The following is a 19,510-nucleotide window of genomic DNA, read 5'->3' as shown; positions in this document are numbered from 1 at the left end:
CCTCGCGAGATCAGGATTATGACAACGGGCAGACGCCGCGGGGTTCCAAGGATGTCGCACCCCTGTGATCCGCAGATGCCGTACGGGACAGGCTCCCCCGTTGGTGGGCGCCGGCATCCGCGAGGCGGGGGGCGGGGCCACCCAGTCACCCGGAACGTCCGAATCGGATGCATATAAGCGCAACCAGGAATGCAACCGGATCACGACGAGAAGCCGAGCCGCAGATTCGGCTCGGCTTCTCGTTTCGCCTGTTCAGGCGGCTGCGGAGGATACGAGATTCGAACTCGTGAAGGGTTGCCCCCAACACGCTTTCCAAATGTTCGTCCGGGTGTCCAGTGAGGGCCGGGGGCGCTCTGGCCTGCGGTGGAGCGGATCGTTCAGTGACGCCCGGACGCAACTGAACGTGGGTGAATGAGACCAGAACTGAGACCAGGAGGCGACGGGTGGGCGGCTCACGTCGTTCGGTGGGCGCTGCACCAAGACCGAATTCCTACTTGTTTGATAATCTCTGTCCCGTGAGCGAGATTCCTTACAGCGTCGGCGAAGGGCCGGCCACCAGGGTCAGCCTTTCCCTGCCCGAGGGGACGGCGGAGGCGATCCGCCGACGGGTGGGCAAGCGTAAGTTCTCCGCGTTCATCACCGAAGCGGTGGAGCGCGAGCTGCGCGGTCAGATCTTGGATGAGTACCTGGCCGACTACGAACGCCGACAGGGGCCGATCTCCGAGCACGAGCAGGAGCGGGCACGCCGGGTCCTCGACGAGGTGTTCGCCGAGGAGGGGCAGTGGCCCGCCGCAGGCTGAGTCACGAAGGCACCCTCGTTCTCGACTGCGAGGGCCTGTCGAAGTTCGTCAGTGATCACGAGCCCGTCGTCGCCCTCGTCGCCGAAGCCCGCAAGCGGGGCATGGAGGTGGTCATCAGCGCTCTCACCATCATCGAAGCGGTGCGTCGCCGGACCGACAAGGCGCGGCTCGCCTGGGTCCTGTCCGGCGTGCGGATCGTGCACATCGGCGAAGAGGAGGCCAAGGCCGCCTCAGCCATGCTGATCAACGCTGGGCTGCATGGTCACAAATACGCCATCGACGCCGCCGTGGCCGAGACGGCGCTGCGTCAGCGCCGCCCGGTCGTCATGCTCACCTCGGACATCGACGACATGACGAAGCTCTGCGGCGACAGAGTGCGCCTCGTCGCCGTGTAGTCGACGCCCAAGACCCGAACGCGGGGGACGGGAGGTCGGTCCGTACGTCCTTGTCCGAGTGTGGCGGGGCCGGTGGAGCAGTCGGTAGCACCCAGGGCCGTGAACGATGGCGTGGCCGGACGGCTCGTCTTTCATGGTGCTGTGAGGCTCAGCAGCCGCGCGTTGGCATCGTCCGGCGTGAAACGGTCAGGGGCGAATACCGTGGCGGACCGAAGCCCGAGCCATACCAGCATGGCGTGGTGTTCCTCATGCGCCGGGTCGGCAAGGATCACTTTGAGGTCGCTGTAGCCGGGGGCGCCGCCGCAGTCCTCGGGCGGGCACGCCCCGGCGCCGTCCACGCAGTGCGGATAGCGGAGCCCGGCTGAGGCTGTCTGGAACTGCTCCACGGTGATGAGGTGCTCCCAGGAGTCCCCGAAGTCGTACGTGTACACGAAGTGGGCGCCTGGGCTGAGTAGGGCGGCCAGTGTGGTGGTGCGCTCGTCGCGGAATCCGAGTTCGTCGTCCGGCCGCCGCACCATCGGCCTGCCGGATCCGCTGATCAAGCTGCTCCGTCGCCACCTGGAAGAACAGGAGCGCGAAAGGATCGCCGCCGGCGACGCTTGGCAGGGCACCGGGTACGTCTTCGCTCAGCCTGACGGCTCGCCACTGGTGCCGAACACGGACTACCACCACTGGAAGGAGCTGCTTCAACTCGCGGGGGTGCGGGACGGCCGGCTGCACGACGCTCGCCACACCGCGGCGACGGTCCTCCTTCTGCTCGGCGTCCCCGATGTCGTCGTGGACGCGATCACGGGTAGGGAACCGGGCGGCTCGGCCCGGATGCGCACGCGATACATGCACGTGACCGGACCCGTGCTGAAGAACGTGGCTCGCCAGGTCGGCGAGGCGCTGTGGAGCTCGCCGGACACCAACCGAGACGGAGAACGTCGAAGGGCCCCACCGCGACCGGTGGGGCCCTTCGACAACGTGCCCGGTGAGGCACTGGCGGAGGATACGAGATTCGAACTCGTGAGGGGTTGCCCCCAACACGCTTTCCAAGCGTGCGCCCTAGGCCTCTAGGCGAATCCTCCGCGGCAAACATTACTAGACCGGAGGGAGTGCTCGCGAACTCGTTCTCGGGTGATCCGATCAGGTAGGCTGAGCGCAGCCCCTCACGTGGCGCTATCTCGCTGAACCCCCCCAGGGCCGGAAGGCAGCAAGGGTAAGTGGGCTCTGGCGGGTGCGTGGGGGGTCTTCTGCTGCCCATGCACCTGCGGGAACGCGGCCCGGGGTGCCCGGGGGAGGCCGCCGGTGTGGTGCCCGTCACACGTGCGGGGCCCGGGTGTCGGTGGGGGCCGATATCGTCGTAGGCGTGTCCCTCGCTCTGTACCGCCGCTATCGCCCCGAGACCTTCGCCGAGGTCATCGGGCAGGAGCACGTCACCGACCCGCTGCAGCAGGCGCTGCGGAACAACCGGGTCAACCACGCGTACCTGTTCAGCGGGCCGCGCGGCTGTGGCAAGACGACCAGTGCCCGCATCCTGGCGCGCTGCCTGAACTGCGAGAAGGGCCCGACGCCGACGCCGTGCGGGGAGTGCCAGTCGTGCCGCGACCTGGCCCGCAACGGCCCGGGGTCGATCGATGTGATCGAGATCGACGCGGCGTCGCACGGCGGTGTGGACGACGCCCGTGACCTGCGGGAGAAGGCCTTCTTCGGGCCGGCGAGCAGCCGCTACAAGATCTACATCATCGACGAGGCGCACATGGTCACCCCGGCGGGCTTCAACGCCCTGCTGAAGGTGGTAGAGGAGCCCCCGGAGCACCTGAAGTTCATCTTCGCGACCACGGAGCCCGAGAAAGTCATCGGCACCATCCGGTCGCGCACCCACCACTACCCGTTCCGGCTGGTGCCGCCCGGCACGCTGCGCGACTACCTGGCCGAGGTCTGTGAGCGGGAGGCGATCCCGGTCGAGGCCGGGGTCTACCCGCTGGTGGTCCGGGCCGGTGCCGGCTCGGTGCGTGACTCGATGTCCGTGATGGACCAGTTGCTCGCCGGAGCCGGCGAGGCCGGTGTGACGTACGCCATGGCGACCTCGCTGCTCGGCTACACCGACGGCGCGCTGCTGGACGACGTCGTGGACGCCTTCGCCGCCGGGGACGGCGGTGCGGCGTTCGAGCTCGTGGACCGTGTGATCGAGGGCGGGCACGACCCGCGGCGCTTCGTGGCCGACCTGCTGGAGCGGCTGCGGGACCTGGTGATCCTCGCGGCGGTGCCGGACGCGGTGGAGAAGGGGCTGCTCGACGCCCCCGCCGACGTGGTGGAGCGGATGCGGGCCCAGGCCGGGGTGTTCGGGGCGGCGGAGCTCAGCCGTGCCGCGGACCTGGTCAACGCCGGGCTCACGGAGATGCGCGGGGCGACCTCGCCGCGTCTGCAACTGGAGTTGATCTGCGCCCGGGTGCTGCTGCCGACGGCCTACGACGACGAGCGGTCGCTGCAGGCCCGCCTGGACCGGCTGGAACGCCGTGCGTCCGCCGGTGGTTCCGCGGCCCCCGCAGGCGGCCCTGCGGGCCCGGTGGTGGAGTTCGGCGAGCCGCTCGCGCCCGGCGGCGGCCCCGCCGCGGCGCGCGCGGCGATGGGCGGCCCGGCCCGGCCCGCCGAAGCCGCCCCCGTACCCGCCCCCGCACCGGCGGCCGCCCCCGAGCCCACGCCTGCGCCCGCCCCCGCGGCGCCGCCCGCGCAGCGCCCCGGCGCCTGGCCGACCGCCACCGCCCCCGGCGGCGGGCAGCGCCCCGGCGCCTGGCCCACCGCGGCATCGGCTCCGGCCCAGGCGCCCGGCCCCGCGGCGCCGCCCGCCGCGCCGGCACAGGCCGCACCCGCCGCGGCAGCGCAGCCCATCGGTGACGCCTCGCGCGTCCACCAGATGTGGCCCACCGTCCTCGAGGCGGTCAAGCGGCTGCGGAAGGTGACCTGGATACTGCTGGACCAGAACGCCCGGCTCGTCGGCTTCGACGGGGCGACGCTGCAGATCGGCTTCGACAACCCCGGCGCCCGCGACAGCTTCGCCAACCGCGGCCACGAGGAGGTGCTCAAGCAGGCGATCACCGAGGCACTGGGCGTCCAGTGGCGCATCGAGGCGATCGTCAGCCCGGGCGGCGGCCCCGGAGGCGGCGGCCCCGGCCCGGCGGGACCGGGCGGTGGTTCCGGCGGCCCTCGTCCCGCCCCCGCGTCCCCGGCCGCGCCCGCCCAGCAGCCGCAGCCGTACCAGCAGCCCCAGCAACAACCGCACCAGCAGTCCCAGAACCAGGCGCCGCCCCCGCCGCCGCCTGCCGCCGCGGCGGCCCGCGCCGCCGTCAACGCGGCGCCGGCGGCGTCCGCGTACCCGCCCGTCGCCGACGAGCCCCCGCCCATCGAGTACGACATGCCCGAGGACGACGACCCGGATCTGGACGAGACGGCGCTCAGCGGTCACGACCTCATCGTGCGCGAGCTGGGTGCCACCCTGATCGAGGAGATCGCCAACGAGTAGCCGCGGCGCCCCCGTTCCTCGTGGGAGGAACGGCGCGGCCGGGGCGGAACGGGCGACGCGTCCCGCTCGTTCCCTCGTACGGGTAGCGCGAGCGGGCGCCCGAGCACGTAGGCTCGCCCTACCCGCACAACCGACGTCGTGAGGCAGGAGCGAGACCGTGATCCCCGGTGGTGGTCAGCCGAACATGCAGCAGCTGCTCAAGCAGGCACAGAAGATGCAGCAGGACCTCGCGGCGGCCCAGCAGGAGCTCGCCGAGACGGAGATCGAGGGCACGGCCGGCGGTGGCCTGGTGAAGGCGACCGTGACCGGAGCCGGCGAGTTGCGGGGTCTGGTCATCGACCCCAAGGCGGTCGATCCTGAGGACACGGAGACGCTGGCCGATCTGGTCGTCGCCGCCGTGCACAACGCGACCGCGAGCGCGCAGGAGCTGCAGCAGAGCAAGCTCGGCCCGCTCGCCCAGGGGCTCGGGGGCATCCCCGGCCTTCCTTTCTAGTTCCAGGCGACGAAGAGGGCACAGCGTGTACGAGGGCGTGGTTCAGGACCTGATCGACGAGCTGGGCAGGCTGCCCGGCGTGGGTCCCAAGAGCGCGCAGAGGATCGCCTTCCACATCCTTCAGGCCGATCCCGCCGACGTCCGACGGCTCGCGCACGCCCTCAGTGAGGTGAAGGCGAAGGTCCGGTTCTGCGCGGTCTGCGGCAACGTCGCCGAGGCCGACCAGTGCCGGGTCTGCCGTGATCCGCGCCGCGACCCGTCCGTCATCTGCGTGGTCGAGGAGCCCAAGGACGTGGTGGCGATCGAGCGCACCCGCGAGTTCCGTGGCCGCTACCACGTACTCGGCGGCGCGATCAGCCCGATCGAAGGGGTCGGTCCGGACGATCTGCGCATACGGGAGCTGCTGGCGCGGCTCGCGGACGGCACCGTCACCGAGCTGATCCTGGCCACCGACCCCAACCTCGAGGGGGAGGCGACGGCCACGTATCTCGCACGCATGGTCAAACCGATGGGACTGAAGGTCACCCGTCTCGCGAGCGGCTTGCCGGTCGGCGGCGACTTGGAGTACGCCGACGAGGTCACGCTCGGCCGGGCCTTTGAAGGAAGGCGGCTGCTTGATGTCTGACAACGCCCTGGACCCCGACGACTTCGCCTCCTCGATCGCGGACCAGATCGAGAGCTTCATCCTGTCGGTGCGGGAGGTCGCCAAGGGCGACGACCCCGACAGCGCGGTGCCCTACCTGCTGCTGGAGGTCTCCCAGCTGCTGCTGGCCGGCGGCCGCCTCGGGGCGCACGAGGACATCGTTCCCGAGGAGCGCTACGAGCCCGACATCGGCCCGGAGCCCGACGCCGACGAGCTGCGCCAGCGGCTCGCGGTGCTGCTGGAGCCGATCGACGTCTACTCCGAGGTCTTCGACCCGTACGTGCCGCGCAGCACGCCGGTGGCCTGCCGGATCTCCGACGACCTCGCGGACGTGGTGACGGACCTCGCGCACGGGCTGGCGCACTTCCGTGAGGGCCGGGTCAGCGAGGCGCTGTGGTGGTGGCAGTTCTCCTACCTGTCCAACTGGGGGCCGACCGCCTCGGCCTCGCTGCGGGCCCTGCAGTCGCTCGTCGCCCATGTACGGCTGGACAGTCCGCTGGACGCGCTGGACGGCCTGGACACCGACCACGGCGCGGACGACGAGGACCGGCTCGCCGCCGAGGCCGGCCGGGTCATGGCCGTCGAGATCGCCAAGCCGCTCGGGCTGCGCCCCAGCCGCTGAACCACCACGCACACGCGCCCGCCCCACCCGTGGAGCGGGCGCGTGTGCGTGGTGGCGCTCCGGGCCGTGATCGAGGCAACCGTAGTGACCCGGAGCACGCACCCTGGTGTGCACAGACCGGCGTGTCGCTGGGCAGACGGCTCGCAGAGTGGGCCCGGCATCTCAACATGTGGTATTGAAGGGTCCGTCCCGGCTTGCTCGTTAGACTGAGCCGAACGCAGTCCCGGATTTGAGGAGCGCACGTGGGCCTTGTCGTGCAGAAGTACGGCGGCTCCTCCGTTGCGGATGCCGAGGGCATCAAGCGCGTTGCCAAGCGGATCGTCGATGCCAAGAAGAGCGGCCACCAGGTGGTCGTCGTGGTCTCGGCGATGGGTGACACGACGGACGAGTTGATCGAGCTCGCCGAGCAGGTATCTCCGATGCCTACCGGCCGCGAGTTCGACATGCTGCTGACCGCCGGAGAACGGATCTCCATGGCCCTGCTGGCGATGGCGATCAAAAACCTCGGACACGAGGCGCAGTCGTTCACCGGCAGCCAGGCAGGTGTCATCACCGACTCCGTCCACAACAAAGCGCGCATCATCGACGTCACGCCGGGTCGCATCCGCACCGCGCTCGACCAGGGCAACATCGCGATCGTGGCCGGCTTCCAGGGCGTGTCCCAGGACAGCAAGGACATCACGACGCTGGGCCGGGGCGGCTCCGACACCACCGCGGTGGCGCTGGCGGCGGCCCTGGACGCCGAGGTGTGCGAGATCTACACCGACGTCGACGGCGTGTTCACCGCCGACCCGCGCGTGGTGAAGAAGGCGCGGAAGATCGACTGGATCTCGTCCGAGGACATGCTGGAGCTCGCCAGCTCCGGCTCCAAGGTGCTGCTCCACCGCTGTGTGGAGTACGCCCGCCGTTACAACATCCCGATCCACGTCCGGTCGTCGTTCTCCGGCCTCCAGGGCACTTGGGTCAGCAATGAGCCGCGAGAGGACCAGAAGGGCATGGAGCACGCGATCATCTCCGGTGTCGCGCACGACACATCCGAGGCCAAGGTGACGGTCGTCGGTGTGCCCGACAAGCCGGGCGAGGCCGCCGTGATCTTCAGGGCGATCGCGGACGCCGAGATCAACATCGACATGGTGGTGCAGAACGTGTCGGCCGCGGCCACCGGCCTGACCGACATCTCCTTCACCCTCCCCAAGGCCGACGGCCCGAAGGCGATCGAGGCCCTGAAGCGCGTCCAGGACACCATCGGCTTCGAGACGCTCCGCTACGACGACCAGATCGCCAAGATCTCGCTCGTCGGCGCCGGGATGAAGACCAACCCCGGGGTCACGGCGCAGTTCTTCGAGGCGCTGTCCAACGCGGGCGTGAACATCGAGCTGATCTCCACCTCCGAGATCCGCATCTCGGTCGTCACCCGTGCCGACGACGTCAACGAGGCCGTGCGCGCCGTGCACTCCGCGTTCGGCCTGGACAGCGAAACCGACGAAGCGGTCGTCTACGGAGGAACGGGTCGCTGAGCAGCCCGATTCCGGTCGGGCGACCCAAATCCCTGGTCTATACCGCTTGATCGGAAGCCTGTAGGCGCCAGACAATTTCAGCTCCCTGTGTGTCGCAACCGCGCGGCGCGCAGGGAGCGTCTTTGTGTCAGCGCACTGCCCTACTGTGCTGCAGGCCGGGCGCGGCGCAACAGCGCCAGCAAGATGGGGCATTGGGGAAGAGTTGGTACGCATGGGCATATGTGCTACACCGTCAAAAACGGTGCCTCCGGCGTACAACCCTGACGGGGGGACGCGTGTCCAACAGTCGTGGCAGAGGCACTCGGCATCGAAGCACCCCTCGTGGGGCGGAGCAGCGCTCCGGCGCGCCCGCACGTCCGGAGGCCGTCGCGCGCGGTCGGCGGCATCCCGGTGATCGCGCCCTGGCCTGTGGCACAGGCGCCCTCGGACCGCGACCGCGGCGACACTGACGGCACGATGTCAGTCGGGACCACCGTCGACCACCTGACCGAGACCTACCGGGCCCACTACCGCTCGCTGCTCGGCCTCGCCGCGCTCCTGCTGGACGACACCGCCTCCTGCGAGGACGTCGTCCAGGAGGCCTTCATCCGCGTCCACTCGGCCCGCAAGCGGGTCCGCGAACCCGAGAAGACCCTTGCCTACCTCCGGCAGACCGTCGTCAACCTCTCCCGCTCCGCGCTCCGCCGCCGCATCATGGGCATGCGACTGCTGTCCAAGCCCATGCCCGACATGGCGAGCGCCGAGGAGGGCGCGTACGAGGCGCTGGAGCGCGACGAGCTGAAGGCGGCGTTGCGCAAGCTGCAGCGCCGGCAGCGCGAGGTCCTCGTCCTGCGCTACTTCGCCGACATGACCGAAGCCCAAGTGGCCGAGACCCTCGGCGTTTCCATAGGCTCGGTGAAGGCGTACGGCTCGCGTGGTCTCGCGGCGCTCCGCGTCGCGATGGAGGCCCCGGCATGACCAACCCGAACCCACCCGGCTCTATGGAACCCGACAACGACATCAACGGCGGCAGCCCCGAAGAGCGGCTGAGCCCCGACGAACTGGCGCTGCGCCGGCTCATGCGCGACGCCGTGAGCGACATCCAGCCCGGCCACGAGGCGCTGGAGCACCTGCGCCGCGCGGTCCCCGCCCGGCGTGCCCACCGGCGGCAGTTGCTGGCCGGCACCGCGGCCGCGTGCCTGCTGGCGCTGGTCGCGGTCCCCGCCGCCCTCCACGCGGCGAACCTCTCCGGATCCGCCAAGACCGGCACCGCCAACGCCTCCAGCGCCCAGGACACCGGTGGCACCGACGGCGACGCGAACGGCCCCACCGCCGGCGGCGGAACGCCGAGCCCGTCCGACGGCGACGGCCGTCCCGACGAGGACCCCAAGCACACCGGCGGCTCCCTCACTCAGGTCACCCCCGGGACCTCGGGCACCGCGGGCCCCTCCGACACGCTCGCGGCCAACGCCCCGCTGTGCACCACGGCGGACCTCGGCGACGCCTCCGGCTACGCCGGCGCCGCCGACGGCTCGGGCCGGGTCAGCGGCTGGTTCCAGGTGGGGAACGTGTCCGAGGGCTCGTGCACCGTCGACGACGGTGGTTCGGTGACCTTCGCCACCCAGGGCACGGCCGACAGCGCCCGCATCAGCGTCGTGGACCACACCGCGAACGACGGCACCACACTGCCCGACTCGCTCGGCACGGCGCTGATCCTCAAGCCCGGGCAGAGCTACCGGGTGGAGTTCACCTGGGTCCCGGCCGCCGGCGGCGACACAGGCGGTTGTACGGCCCCGTCCACGCCACCGCCCACCGCGACCGCCACCAACAGCCCGTCCGGTGAGGCGTCCGCGCCCCCGGTGGGCGAGAACAGTCCCGGACAGGGTGGTCCGACGGCCGTCGTCCTGAGCCACACCCCCGAGGCCGGAGCGCCCGTCGTCAAGGCGACGATCGACGGCGCCTGCGCCGGTACGGTCTACAAGACCGGCGCCGTCGCCGCCCAGTAGCAGGGGGCGGTTCCCGGGGACACCCGGGTGCCCCGTACCGTTGACGGCGTGTACCGGTTTCTGCTGTCCCCCCGCTGGCTGGGCGGGCACCTCTTCATGGTGTGCGCCGTGGTCCTCTGCACGTTCATGGGCAGCTGGCAGCTGAGCCGGTTCGAGGCCCGCGTCGACAGTCACCGGGCCGCACAGGACCTGCCCGCGGTCGCCGCCCGCGACGCGGTGCCGCTGGAGCGCCTGCTCCCGCGGGCGACCTCCGCGGTCACCACCGAGACGGTCGGCCGCGCGGTGGCGGCCACCGGCCGCTACGACAGCGCGCACCAGTTCCTCGTACCCGGCCGTGAGCTCGACGGACACACCGGCTACTACGTGCTCACCCCGCTGCTCACCGGCGACGGCGCGGCCGCCCTGCCCGTCGTCCGCGGCTGGCTGCCCGGGGACGCGGACGGCGCGTCCGCCGCCGACGTGCCCGCGGCTCCCGCCGGCGAGGTCACCGTCACCGGGGCCCTGCAGGCGCCCGAGAGCGCCGACACCGACGGCGCGATCGGGCGCGGCGGACTCCCCGAGGGGCAGCTGGGGATCATCAGCGCGGCGTCCCTGGTCAACCTCGTCCCGTACCAGGTGTACGGCGCGTGGATCACCCAGACCGAGGCCGTCCACGCGCCCCTGCGGGCCGTCCCGCCGGCCGCGCCCAGCGGCACGGGCCTGGACCTCAAGGCCTTCCAGAACCTCGGCTACACCGGTGAGTGGTTCGTCTTCGCGGGCTTCGTGGTCTTCATGTGGTTCCGGCTCCTCCGGCGGGAGGCCGAGACCCGGCGCGACGCCGAGCTCGGTCTCACCGTGGAGGAGGGTCCGGCCGCGGCCTCAGCCGCCGAGGTGGCGCCGGACGAAGTCCAGCTCCAGCCGTAGCTGCTTGATCCGCTCGTCGACGACGAGCGAGCCGTGCCCGGCGTCGTAGCGGTAGACCTCGTGCACCTTGCCCAGGCCCGCCAGCCGCTCGACGTAGTTGTCGATCTGCCGGATCGGGCAGCGCGGGTCGTTGAGACCCGCCGAGATGTAGACCGGGGCCTTGACCCGCGCCACGTACGTGATCGGCGAGGACGCCTCGTAGCGGTCCGGGACCTCCTCGGGGGAACCGCCGAACAGGGTGCGGTCCAGCGCCTTCAGTGCCTCCATCTCGTCGCCGTACGCCGTCACGTAGTCCGCGACCGGCACCGCCGCCAGGCCCACCGTCCACAGTTCGGGACGGGTGCCGAGACCCAGCAGCGTCAGGAAGCCGCCCCAGGAGCCGCCGGACAGCACGATCCGGGCCGGGTCGGCGAAGCCCGACTCCACCGCCCACGCCCGGACCGCCTCGATGTCCTCCAGCTCGATCAGGCCGACGCGGTGCTTGAGCGCGTCCGTCCACTCCCGGCCGTAGCCGGTGGAACCGCGGTAGTTGACCCGCACCACCGCGTAGCCGTGGTCGAGCCAGGCCGCCGGCCCGGCCGCGAAGGCGTCCGAATCGTGCCAGGTGGGCCCGCCGTGGATCTCGAACACCGTCGGGTAAGGGCCCTCGCCCCCCGCGGGTCGCTGGACGAGCGCGTGCACCGGCCCGCCGGGCCCGTCCACCCACACGTCCTCCACCGGCAGCGAGCCGGGGGCACGCTCGCCCGGCGCCTCCAGCACCACCGCGCCGGTCGTCGACCGCACCTCGGAGGGCGCCGCCGCCGACGACCACAGGAACTCCACCGTGCCGTCGGGGCGGGCCGTGGCGCCGCTCACCGAGCCCGCAGGGGTGTCCAGCCGGGTCAGCTCCCCGTCCGCCAGCACGTAGCGGTAGATCTCGCTGCGGGCCCGGTAGGAGTGCACCACCAGCAGCGCGGTGCCGTCGGGGTACCACTCCGCCGCGACGTCACCGGGCAGGTCGATCGCCAGCGCCGTCTCCGTGCCCGCCGCGACGTCCCAGACCATCGGCTCCCAGCGGCCCCGCCGCTGGTGCGCCACCAGCAGCCGGGCGTCCCCCGGCACGGGGGCGAACCCCAGGCACTCCAGGCCCAGTTCCTTCGTGCCGCCCTCGCTGTCGTCCAGCTCGGCGACCGTCGTGCCGTCCGTGGTGACGACCCGCAGCGACGAGTGCATCGCGTCGCCGTGCTCGGTGTGCTCGACGACGACCAGCGTGCCGTCCTCCGACAGCGCGCCGACCCCGCCCGACTCCTCGTGCCGGTAGATCTCCACCGGCTCCGCCCCGGGACGCACGACGTGGATCGTCGTGCCCTCCTCGTCGGTGGAGCGGCCGACTACCGCCAGCCCGCCCCGGCCCAGCGCCAGCCCCGCGGGGTACGAGGGCTCCAGGCCGGGCGCGGCCGGCTCGTCCGGACCGCCCTCGAAGGGCTGCCGCATCCAGACCCCGAACTCGTCCCCGTCGGTGTCCGCGAACCACCACACCCACGCGCCGTCCGGCGTCAGCGTCCCGTCCGACGTGCCGTTCGGCCGGTCGGTGACCTGCCGCTGCGCTCCGGTCGTCCGGTCCCACGCGTAGAGCTCGTACGTACCCGTCGCATTCGACACGAACAGGCTGCGGTGGGGGGCGTCCTCCGCCCACTCCGGCAGTCCGACGCGTGGCGCCCGGAAGCGCTTCTCCCAATCCGGCATACCAGCCATGACGTCGCTCATGACACCATCAAACCCGATCGCGCCCCGCAGCGGACCGTGGCCGTCGTCACCCGCGCGATCGCGCCCCGGAACGACGATCGGCGCCCTCCCCCGCCCCGGGTCCACCCGCGACCGCGGGGGCGCTCCGTCGCCCTACGCGCCGCGCGGCAGCGGCGTCGCCCGGCGTTCGTCCGACTCGCCCCGCCCGCCAGGGGAGAAGCCCGCGTTCAGCTCCCCGAAACCGGTCGAGGAGACCTGCCCGCCGCGTCCGCCCCACCGGCCCGCGCGCAGCACCTGGTCGACGAGGGCCACCCCGGTCAGCAGGATCACCGGACGGACCTTCGCACGGCGACGGCACACTGGCGACGTCCCGGGCGGCCCCGGCTACCCTCACGCCATGACCGCCACAGAACAGCCCCTGGTCCCACCGGACTTCGTCGTCCCGGACCCGCCCGCCACCGACCACTTCCGCCTGGAACCCCTCGGCCCGCAGCACAACGCCGCCGACCACGCCGCCTGGACGTCCAGCATCGACCACATCCGCGCCACCCCCGGCTTCGAGGGCCGCTCCTGGCCGCCGCCGGACGGCATGAGCCTCGAGGCCAACCTCGAGGACCTGCGCAGGCACGCGGAGGACTTCGAGCGGCGCACCGGCTTCACCTACACCGTCCTGTCCGTCCCCGGCGGCGAGGTCATCGGCTGTGTGTACGTCTACGGCTCCCGCGACGCGTCCGGCGTCATCGACGTCCGCTCCTGGGTCAACGCCCGCCACGCGGCCCTGGACGCCGGTCTCCACCGCGTCGTCGGCGACTGGCTGGCCCGCTCCTGGCCCTTCGAGCACATCGCCTACGCGCCCCGCTGAATCCCCCGGCGAACCCCTCCCCGGGCGCCCCGGAGGTTCACGCGTTCGGCCCACTCGGGCCGCCGCTCCGCACGACGTGTGATGGGCTGGTGACGCAGCGGAGTCGCGGGGGGTGCGTCCGAGCGCTCCGCGACACGACCGGACCAGGACCGCCCCGGGCCGGCCCGGGCGCCGGGTCTGGCGGCGGTCCCCCCGTCACACGTGCGCAGGAGGAAGGCGTGGCGATGATCGCTGTCCGAGACACCGGCGGGATACCCCGGCGCAGGCTGCGCGAAGCGGTCGCGGTGCTGAGCACCTGCGGGCTGCTGCTGACCGCGGCCTGCGCCACCGTCGTCCCGCCGCGGCCTGCGCCCGAGGCCGGCCGGGCCGCCGACCCCGCGGCGGGCGTACCCCCGGAGCTGCGGCGCTACTACGAGCAGCACCTCGACTGGGCGGCCTGCCAGGACGTGCCCGGCTTCCAGTGCGCCACCGTGACGGTGCCCCTGGACTACGCCCGCCCGGAGGCCGGCGACATCACCCTGACCGCCGCCCGCGTGCGCGCCACCGGCGGTGCCGGCGCCCGCGTCGGCTCGCTCCAGATCAACCCCGGCGGCCCCGGCGAGTCCGCCGTCGACTACCTGGTCGCCGCCGTCGGCACCTTCTCGCCGGCCATGCGCACCGCGTACGACCTGGTCGCCGTCGACCCGCGCGGCGTGCAGTACAGCACCCCCGTCGACTGCGGCACCGACACCCCGGCCACACCCATGGGCTTCGGCCTGCGGATCTCCGGTGACGCGGCCGGGATCACCGACTCCTACGAGGCGTTCCAGGAACTCGCCACCGCCTGCGAGAAGCACGCCGGTGAGCTGCTGCCCCACGTCGGTACCCCCGACGCGGCACGCGACATGGACGTCGTGCGCGCCCTCCTCGGCGACGAGCGCCTGCACTACCTCGGCTACTCCTACGGCACCTACCTGGGCGCGACCTACGCCGACCTCTTTCCCTCCCGGGTCGGCCGCATGGTCCTGGACGGCGTGGTGGACCCCGCGATCGACGGCTACCGGGAGAACCTGGACAGCACCGCCGGCTACCAGCTGGCCTGGGAGTCCTTCGCCGCCGACTGCGTCGCCCGCCCCGACTGCCCGGTCGGCCACTCCGTCGCGGAGGCCGGCCGCGTCCTCGACAGCCTGCGGGAGAAGCTGGACGCCGGCCCGCTGCGCCAGGGCAAGGACATCACCGTCACCGGCGAGGACTTCATCACCGCGGTCATCACGGCACTGCGCGACGCCTCCTGGGAGGAACTGCGCACCATGCTGCGCCAGGTCCTGGCCGGCGACACCACCGAACTCCAGCAGGTCGCCGGCGCGGACGAGAACGGCTCCGGCAACGCCGCGGACGCCCTGCTCGCCGTCGACTGCCTCAGCGCCACCCTCGGCGCCCGCTTCTCCTACGCCGAGGCCCAGGCCGCACTGCCCGCCTTCCTGCGCGCCTCGCCCCAGTTCGGCGCCTCACTGGCCACGTTCCTGGTCCTGTGCACCCACTGGCCCGTCCCGCCCACCCAGAGCCCGCGCCCCATCGCCGCCCCCGGCGCGGCCCCCATCCTCGTCGTCGGCACCACCCGAGACCCCGCCACCCCGTACCCCTGGGCCCAGTCCCTGGCCCGCCAACTCGACTCGGGCCGGCTCCTGACCTACGACGGCGACGGCCACACGGCCTACCACCGCGGCAGCCCCTGCATCGACGACGCCGTCGACCTCTACCTGACCCACGGCGAACTCCCCGAACCCGGCACGGTCTGCGGTTGATGCCGCGCACCGCGCGCGGGTGGATCTCCATGCAGGCACCCGCTCACTGCGGCTCTTGCCCCTTGCTGTCCACCACCGTCCAGCACAGATCGTTGCTGGCCTACATGTGAGGCCCCCGCCTGGCTCCAGCGCGGCAGGAGGCAGGTGAAGGTAGGGGCCGGTGTCCCTGGGGCAGGCAGCGAACCCTGGTGATCAGAAGATGTTCCGGTCCCGATGCTGATCCTTGATCTCGCGAAACTCTTGACGGGCCTCCCCATTGCCTAACCCGTCGTCCATGCGTAGAAGCAGATCCAAGACCGCATCACGGGTTTCAAGCGAGCCCTTCCACTTCTGCTGGGGCTTCAGCCAAGTGTCGAGCGCGGTCAAAGAGGCCACCAGGACCGATAGGACTGGGATCCAAGCCACTAGCCAGGTTCCAACACCGCCCGAAAGGTTCTGCCCAGCGGCAACGACCGCCGATGCCGTGATCAACACCAGGCGCGACAGGTAGTAGGTAGAGCCGTACACGTCCAACCAGCAAGTGCAGGAGTTCCCGTCGTTCTGCGCCGTGGCCGTGGCCGTGGCCGTTGCTGCGCGGTCGGCCCCCTGCCCAGCTCGTCCTCCAGCACCGTGAACTGCTGGGCGGACAGCTTCGGTGCCTTTGCTGGGCCGGCCGACCGCAGATCCTCGATGCCGCTCTCCCGCCAGGCCCGACGCCACCGCTCCACCGACCGCTCGCTGATCCGTAACTCCTTCGCGATCGCTGCGGTCTTCTCACCACGGACGAACCGCGCCGCGGCCTCAAGCCGGACCTGTTCACGAAACGCCCGCCGCTCAGCGGTCAGGCCCCCACCCTGCGCATACCGCATAGCAACGGCATACCGCGGGAGTGGTTCGCTCAATTCGCAAAACTGGGGGGCTCTGTGGCTTCGCGTAGCTGCCATCTCCTTGCATGATGGAGCGTCAGGCCTGAGTAGATCACCAGAGCGAGGCCGACGGCAGTGAACGCTGACCAGAACAACAACGACCCGCTCCCGATGTCACGCTCTGCGATGACTCTCTCGGGATGGTTGGCCTTGTAGACGATGGCTAGGCGGTCTCCATCGTCCAGCAACTTGCGGTCGGTGGTTGCTGGTAGCTGGCGGGTGACCTGGTCATTCGCCACGGTGAAGGTCACCCAGAGGCGATCGTCGTTGGCGCCGTGGTAGTGCGTCCGGATGATCCCTACCGTGTGCACGCCGTTGCGTAGATCTACTGCGTTCTTCGCCGTCATGGTCAGAAACCACGCACCTGCGATGAGAAACAGCGCTCCACCTACGAGGATCAAACGAGGATCCCGGGGACCTGGGGACTTCCACCCGAAGAGTGGTCCCCCTTCGCCGATAGCTCTCTTGTTGGCGTTCGGGAAGGCCTTGGGGTCCCACCCAGGCACTCCATGACGTCGCCGCATCGTATTGCCGCCAGCCCCCACGAGACGCAGTCTAGGTGACACGCGAGGCGGCGCGAGAGCCCCAGTTTGGAAGACTGAAGGCCCGGACTACGCCTCACCTGGGCGGACGCTGAACTGCGGCAACACCTTCCAGTCACCGCTGTTCCCCGTGGCTCCCCGCTCGGCACCGCCTCACATGGCACGGCTGTGGCACACGGCCCAGGTCACTTTCGGCGGAGGTAACTTCCGAGCGCCATTGCCGCGACGGGCACTCCGCCTTGAAATGCGCACCTGGCCAAATTCCACGGAGGGTCCATGAGTCGGCCCACCAGCCACCACACGGCTGTTGCTATGGTCCAACCCGCAATCCAGCCGACTGCACTCCGTACGCCCACCTGCCTGTCATGCACAGGCGGATGGTACATGCTGCACCTTGCCGCGCGGTCGGTGCGGAGAGGCTTTGGGCGGGATCCGACATGGGGCGAGAGATCGGGGCCCGTACGCTGGCCACGAATCGGGCTGGCTCCGTGCCCGCCCCGCAATAACCCAACGTGGGCCCCGATCTTCGAGGCTCGCCCCATGGTGGCTGCGTAAAGCCGCGGAGCCGACCGCCCCAACCACAGCGGGATCGCCACCACCATCGCCCGCGATATCCGCACCAACGCTCGCCCAAGCCGAAGGGGTACTGGCAGCTGCCGCCCGCACCTCGATGCTCGCCTACATCGTGGTGGCGCTCCTCACCGGAGCGCGTACCGAGGAGATGCGGGCGCTCACCTGGGACCATGTCTTCCTGCGCGGTGACCCCAGGACCGACCCGCCGACCCCGCTCTACATGGCGGTGTGGCGCTCGGTCCGCTCCGGGGAGACACGAAGACCAGGAAGTCGCGCCGCACGCTCGCGCTCCCCTCCAGGTGCGTAGAGGTGCTCTGGCAGCACTGGGAGGAGCAAGGGTGGGACCGCCTGGCGGTCGGCGACTCATGGGAGGAGCACGGGCTCGTGTTCTGCTCGGCCGTGGGGAAGGAGGCGGACGCCTTGCACGTCCGGCGGGCCTTCCGTGCGGCTCTCAAGAACGCGGAGGGTGTGAACGCAGCGGAATGGATGCCGCGGGAGCTGCGGCGTAGCTTCGTCTCGCTGCTGTCGGACCGTGGGGTTCCGCTGGAGGAGATCTCGCGCCTGGTCGGTCACTCCGGTACGGCCGTCACCGAGGAGGTCTATCGCAAGCAGATCCGCCCGTTGATCCAGACGGGAGCGGTCGTGATGAACGGCATCTTCAAGCGCGATCCGAAGCCGTAGAGACTCAACAACAAGCAGGGCCGGTTTCCCCAGCAAGGAAACCGGCCCTGACCTGCACTTCACGAAGTCGGGGTGGCGGGATTTGAACCCACGGCCTCTTCGTCCCGAATGAGGATCGGTTAATGATCTTTCCTGCCTGGATTGCGTTTGCGCAGGTCAGGCCGGTGGTCCCGGTTGGTCTCGGGTGGCGTGGAGGGGGTATCGGGAGCAGGGCGGCTCCCAGATGGCTCCCAAGGGTGCTACTGCCAGGATGGTGCTGGAGAGTCAGCCCTGCGACCCGAAGGCAATCCACCGGCCCACCGGTGCCAGGAAGTCGAGTCGGCCACTCTATTTGCCGTCCGCTGCCTGGCGTCGGAGACTGCCGATGTGGTCCGGACGAAGTACGCGATGGCATCGCGGGTGCTCACCAGCGTGGGTGCGGGCGCTGGAGGGACGCGGGTCGGGTCAGACCTTCTTGACGATGATCGTGTCTGGGACCAGCTTCTCCAGGTCGTCGACATCCGATGTGAAGACGGTGACCTGTCCCTTCTGCTGTCGCGCGATGACGGCGAGCACGGCGTCGATCGCGTACTTGTGGCCGTGCAACTTGGCGTCGGCCAGGAGGCGACGCGCCTGGCGGGCCTCGTCCTTCCCGATGTCGACGACCTGGAGCCGGGACAGTACCCAGTCCCAGCGCTGCTCGGTCGTTCTGCCGTCGTACGCCTCGACCAGTGTCATCGGGGACGTCACCACTTCGGCCTCCCCGCGTGCCGCGAGGTCGAGCCAGGCGATCATCTTCCGGTCGCCGCGTACCGCAAGGGACAGGGCTTCACAGTCCAGTACGAAGACGCGGAGGGGTCGCTGTCCGTGCTCGGCGGCTCGCTTCTTCACGCAGCCTCTCCGGCGTTGTGCTTTCCGGCGGTTCGACGCCGCTCGTGTTCGGCGTCGAGTTCGTCCAGCTCGACGAGCGCTGCCGCATGCTCGTCCTCGGTGATGGGGCCGTGCTCTTCCTGCAGCCAGTCGACCAGTTCCAGGAGCCGGTCCCGGTCACGCTTGAAGCGCAGCGCTTCGGCGACATACGCCGACAGGCCCCGCTCTGCCGCGTCCGCGCGGATCTCGTCCAGGAGATCCTCGGGAATCGTCACGGTTACCTTCTTCGTCGCCATACGAGAGACCATACTCCCGGTATCGCACTCCTTACCAGCGGGTCACGTGATAGGCGCTCGGCGATCAGGCGGCCGGGGCGGGGCGTGGGCTGCCGTGGAAGACCTGGCTGGTGTGCCAGGAGCGGTGGACCGCCGCGACGGGACTGGCGCCCGGTTGAGGTCCGATGAGCGGGCCGGAGCTTCTCCCTTCGTCCGGCGATCACGTCTTCATTGCTGCCGGCCGACAGGGCGCCTGCCCGGCCGGGCCTGGCGCGAGGAGTTACAGATCAACAGCTTGCTCACCCTTTGCAGGGAGCGGGAGTAGCTTTCGTGGAAGCACCGCCCAAGTACAACCGCAGTGCACCGCGGACCCCCTCGGTCACAGATTCATCACACAACGTTTTCCTTCTCATGTCCATGGCAAAGGTTGCATCAAGCAAGAGTCATGACT

General features: G+C 70.7%; 19 protein-coding genes, 1 tRNA gene, 1 other RNA gene and 4 pseudogenes. 15 read left to right on the top strand and 10 right to left on the bottom strand.

The genetic code is table 11. The annotated features are described in order from the left end of the window. The first annotated feature begins 515 nt into the window (after nt 1-515). Both ACRWNP_RS00525 and ACRWNP_RS00520 read left to right on the top strand, forming a co-directional pair. Nucleotides 516-800 carry a hypothetical protein gene (locus ACRWNP_RS00525; protein ID WP_431958837.1) on the top strand — a complete coding sequence of 95 codons (285 nt, stop codon included), beginning with the start codon at nt 516-518 and terminating at the stop codon, nt 798-800. Further along, nucleotides 782-1,195, top strand: coding sequence for a DNA-binding protein (locus ACRWNP_RS00520; RefSeq protein WP_431958836.1), 414 nt, complete (start codon nt 782-784; stop codon nt 1,193-1,195). The genes ACRWNP_RS00525 and ACRWNP_RS00520 overlap by 19 nt, the downstream gene beginning before the upstream one ends. A 131-nt stretch (nt 1,196-1,326) precedes the next feature. Here the strand turns inward: ACRWNP_RS00520 and ACRWNP_RS00515 are convergent, their stop codons facing one another. Further along, nucleotides 1,327-1,737, bottom strand: a complete 411-nt coding sequence (locus ACRWNP_RS00515) for a plasmid pRiA4b ORF-3 family protein (protein WP_431958835.1) — start codon at nt 1,735-1,737, stop codon at nt 1,327-1,329. On the opposite strand from ACRWNP_RS00515, the pseudogene ACRWNP_RS00510 reads away from it, so the two are divergent. Further along, nucleotides 1,619-1,975, top strand: a pseudogene (locus tag ACRWNP_RS00510) (tyrosine-type recombinase/integrase); the annotation flags it as partial. The gene ACRWNP_RS00515 and the pseudogene ACRWNP_RS00510 sit on opposite strands and share 119 nt — an antisense overlap. A 202-nt stretch (nt 1,976-2,177) precedes the next feature. Here ACRWNP_RS00510 and ACRWNP_RS00505 read toward each other — a convergent pair. Next, nucleotides 2,178-2,265, bottom strand: a tRNA-Ser gene (locus ACRWNP_RS00505). A 72-nt stretch (nt 2,266-2,337) separates the two neighbouring features. On the opposite strand from ACRWNP_RS00505, the gene ffs reads away from it, so the two are divergent. From ffs to ACRWNP_RS00460, 9 genes are all read left to right on the top strand, one after another. Continuing rightward, an RNA gene (ffs, locus tag ACRWNP_RS00500) (signal recognition particle sRNA small type) lies at nt 2,338-2,434 on the top strand. Nucleotides 2,435-2,546: 112 nt separating this feature from the next. Further along, entirely contained in the window at nt 2,547-4,700 is a 2,154-nt protein-coding gene (locus ACRWNP_RS00495) for a DNA polymerase III subunit gamma and tau (protein WP_431958834.1), read from the top strand. Nucleotides 4,701-4,857: 157 nt separating this feature from the next. Beyond that, nucleotides 4,858-5,193, top strand: coding sequence for a YbaB/EbfC family nucleoid-associated protein (locus tag ACRWNP_RS00490; protein WP_431958833.1), 336 nt, complete (start codon nt 4,858-4,860; stop codon nt 5,191-5,193). A gap of 25 nt (nt 5,194-5,218) precedes the next feature. Continuing rightward, a complete protein-coding gene (gene recR, locus ACRWNP_RS00485; protein ID WP_431958832.1) occupies nt 5,219-5,818 on the top strand; it encodes a recombination mediator RecR in 600 nt (199 codons plus the stop codon). Next, nucleotides 5,811-6,458, top strand: coding sequence for a DUF5063 domain-containing protein (locus ACRWNP_RS00480; protein ID WP_431958831.1), 648 nt, complete (start codon nt 5,811-5,813; stop codon nt 6,456-6,458). The genes recR and ACRWNP_RS00480 overlap by 8 nt, the downstream gene beginning before the upstream one ends. Before the next feature lie 242 nt (nt 6,459-6,700). Next, a complete protein-coding gene (locus ACRWNP_RS00475; protein WP_431958830.1) occupies nt 6,701-7,975 on the top strand; it encodes an aspartate kinase in 1,275 nt (424 codons plus the stop codon). A gap of 390 nt (nt 7,976-8,365) precedes the next feature. Then, entirely contained in the window at nt 8,366-8,932 is a 567-nt protein-coding gene (locus ACRWNP_RS00470; RefSeq protein ID WP_431959217.1) for a SigE family RNA polymerase sigma factor, read from the top strand. Further along, entirely contained in the window at nt 8,929-9,960 is a 1,032-nt protein-coding gene (locus ACRWNP_RS00465) for a hypothetical protein (RefSeq protein ID WP_431958829.1), read from the top strand. Before ACRWNP_RS00470 ends, ACRWNP_RS00465 begins: the two co-directional genes overlap by 4 nt. Before the next feature lie 48 nt (nt 9,961-10,008). Further along, the gene (locus ACRWNP_RS00460; RefSeq protein ID WP_431958828.1) at nt 10,009-10,863 is read left to right on the top strand and encodes an SURF1 family protein; all 855 of its coding nucleotides are present in this window, start codon (nt 10,009-10,011) and stop codon (nt 10,861-10,863) included. On the opposite strand, the gene ACRWNP_RS00455 is transcribed toward ACRWNP_RS00460, so the two are convergent. Next, a complete protein-coding gene (locus tag ACRWNP_RS00455) occupies nt 10,819-12,609 on the bottom strand; it encodes a prolyl oligopeptidase family serine peptidase (protein WP_431958827.1) in 1,791 nt (596 codons plus the stop codon). The genes ACRWNP_RS00460 and ACRWNP_RS00455 overlap by 45 nt on opposite strands. A 132-nt stretch (nt 12,610-12,741) precedes the next feature. Beyond that, nucleotides 12,742-12,918, bottom strand: coding sequence for a hypothetical protein (locus ACRWNP_RS00450; protein WP_431958826.1), 177 nt, complete (start codon nt 12,916-12,918; stop codon nt 12,742-12,744). Between the two features lie 67 nt (nt 12,919-12,985). Here ACRWNP_RS00450 and ACRWNP_RS00445 point away from each other — a divergent pair, with 67 nt between their 5' ends. Continuing rightward, nucleotides 12,986-13,450, top strand: a complete 465-nt coding sequence (locus tag ACRWNP_RS00445) for a GNAT family N-acetyltransferase (protein WP_431958825.1) — start codon at nt 12,986-12,988, stop codon at nt 13,448-13,450. 224 nt (nt 13,451-13,674) lie between these two features. Continuing rightward, nucleotides 13,675-15,234, top strand: coding sequence for an alpha/beta hydrolase (locus tag ACRWNP_RS00440; RefSeq protein WP_431958824.1), 1,560 nt, complete (start codon nt 13,675-13,677; stop codon nt 15,232-15,234). A gap of 192 nt (nt 15,235-15,426) precedes the next feature. On the opposite strand, the gene ACRWNP_RS00435 is transcribed toward ACRWNP_RS00440, so the two are convergent. The 3 genes and pseudogenes from ACRWNP_RS00435 to ACRWNP_RS00425 form a co-directional block, all read right to left on the bottom strand. Continuing rightward, the gene (locus ACRWNP_RS00435) at nt 15,427-15,741 is read right to left on the bottom strand and encodes a hypothetical protein (RefSeq protein WP_431959216.1); all 315 of its coding nucleotides are present in this window, start codon (nt 15,739-15,741) and stop codon (nt 15,427-15,429) included. A 65-nt stretch (nt 15,742-15,806) separates the two neighbouring features. After that, nucleotides 15,807-16,082 (bottom strand): annotated as a pseudogene (locus tag ACRWNP_RS00430) (helix-turn-helix domain-containing protein); the annotation flags it as partial. A gap of 29 nt (nt 16,083-16,111) precedes the next feature. After that, complete coding sequence (locus ACRWNP_RS00425; RefSeq protein ID WP_431958823.1) at nt 16,112-16,486, bottom strand: hypothetical protein; 375 nt, start codon at nt 16,484-16,486, stop codon at nt 16,112-16,114. A gap of 817 nt (nt 16,487-17,303) precedes the next feature. On the opposite strand from ACRWNP_RS00425, the pseudogene ACRWNP_RS00420 reads away from it, so the two are divergent. Continuing rightward, a pseudogene (locus ACRWNP_RS00420) lies at nt 17,304-17,935 on the top strand (tyrosine-type recombinase/integrase); the annotation flags it as partial. A gap of 444 nt (nt 17,936-18,379) precedes the next feature. Here ACRWNP_RS00420 and ACRWNP_RS00415 read toward each other — a convergent pair. The 3 genes and pseudogenes from ACRWNP_RS00415 to ACRWNP_RS00405 form a co-directional block, all read right to left on the bottom strand. Next, nucleotides 18,380-18,805 (bottom strand): PIN domain-containing protein, encoded by a 426-nt coding sequence (locus tag ACRWNP_RS00415; protein WP_431958822.1) that lies wholly within the window; start codon nt 18,803-18,805, stop codon nt 18,380-18,382. Continuing rightward, on the bottom strand, nt 18,802-19,080 hold the full coding sequence (locus ACRWNP_RS00410; protein WP_039657654.1) for a CopG family transcriptional regulator: 279 nt from the start codon (nt 19,078-19,080) through the stop codon (nt 18,802-18,804). Before ACRWNP_RS00410 ends, ACRWNP_RS00415 begins: the two co-directional genes overlap by 4 nt. A 64-nt stretch (nt 19,081-19,144) precedes the next feature. Then, nucleotides 19,145-19,252 (bottom strand): annotated as a pseudogene (locus ACRWNP_RS00405) (phosphorothioated DNA-binding restriction endonuclease); the annotation flags it as partial. Nucleotides 19,253-19,510: the final 258 nt, after the last annotated feature.

The sequence above is a fragment of the Actinacidiphila sp. bgisy160 genome (genome assembly GCF_965342435.1).
Taxonomy (GTDB): Bacteria; Actinomycetota; Actinomycetes; order Streptomycetales; family Streptomycetaceae; genus Actinacidiphila.
The sequence above is the reverse complement of the archived record's forward strand: the minus strand, read 5'-3'. Positions and strand labels throughout refer to the sequence as shown.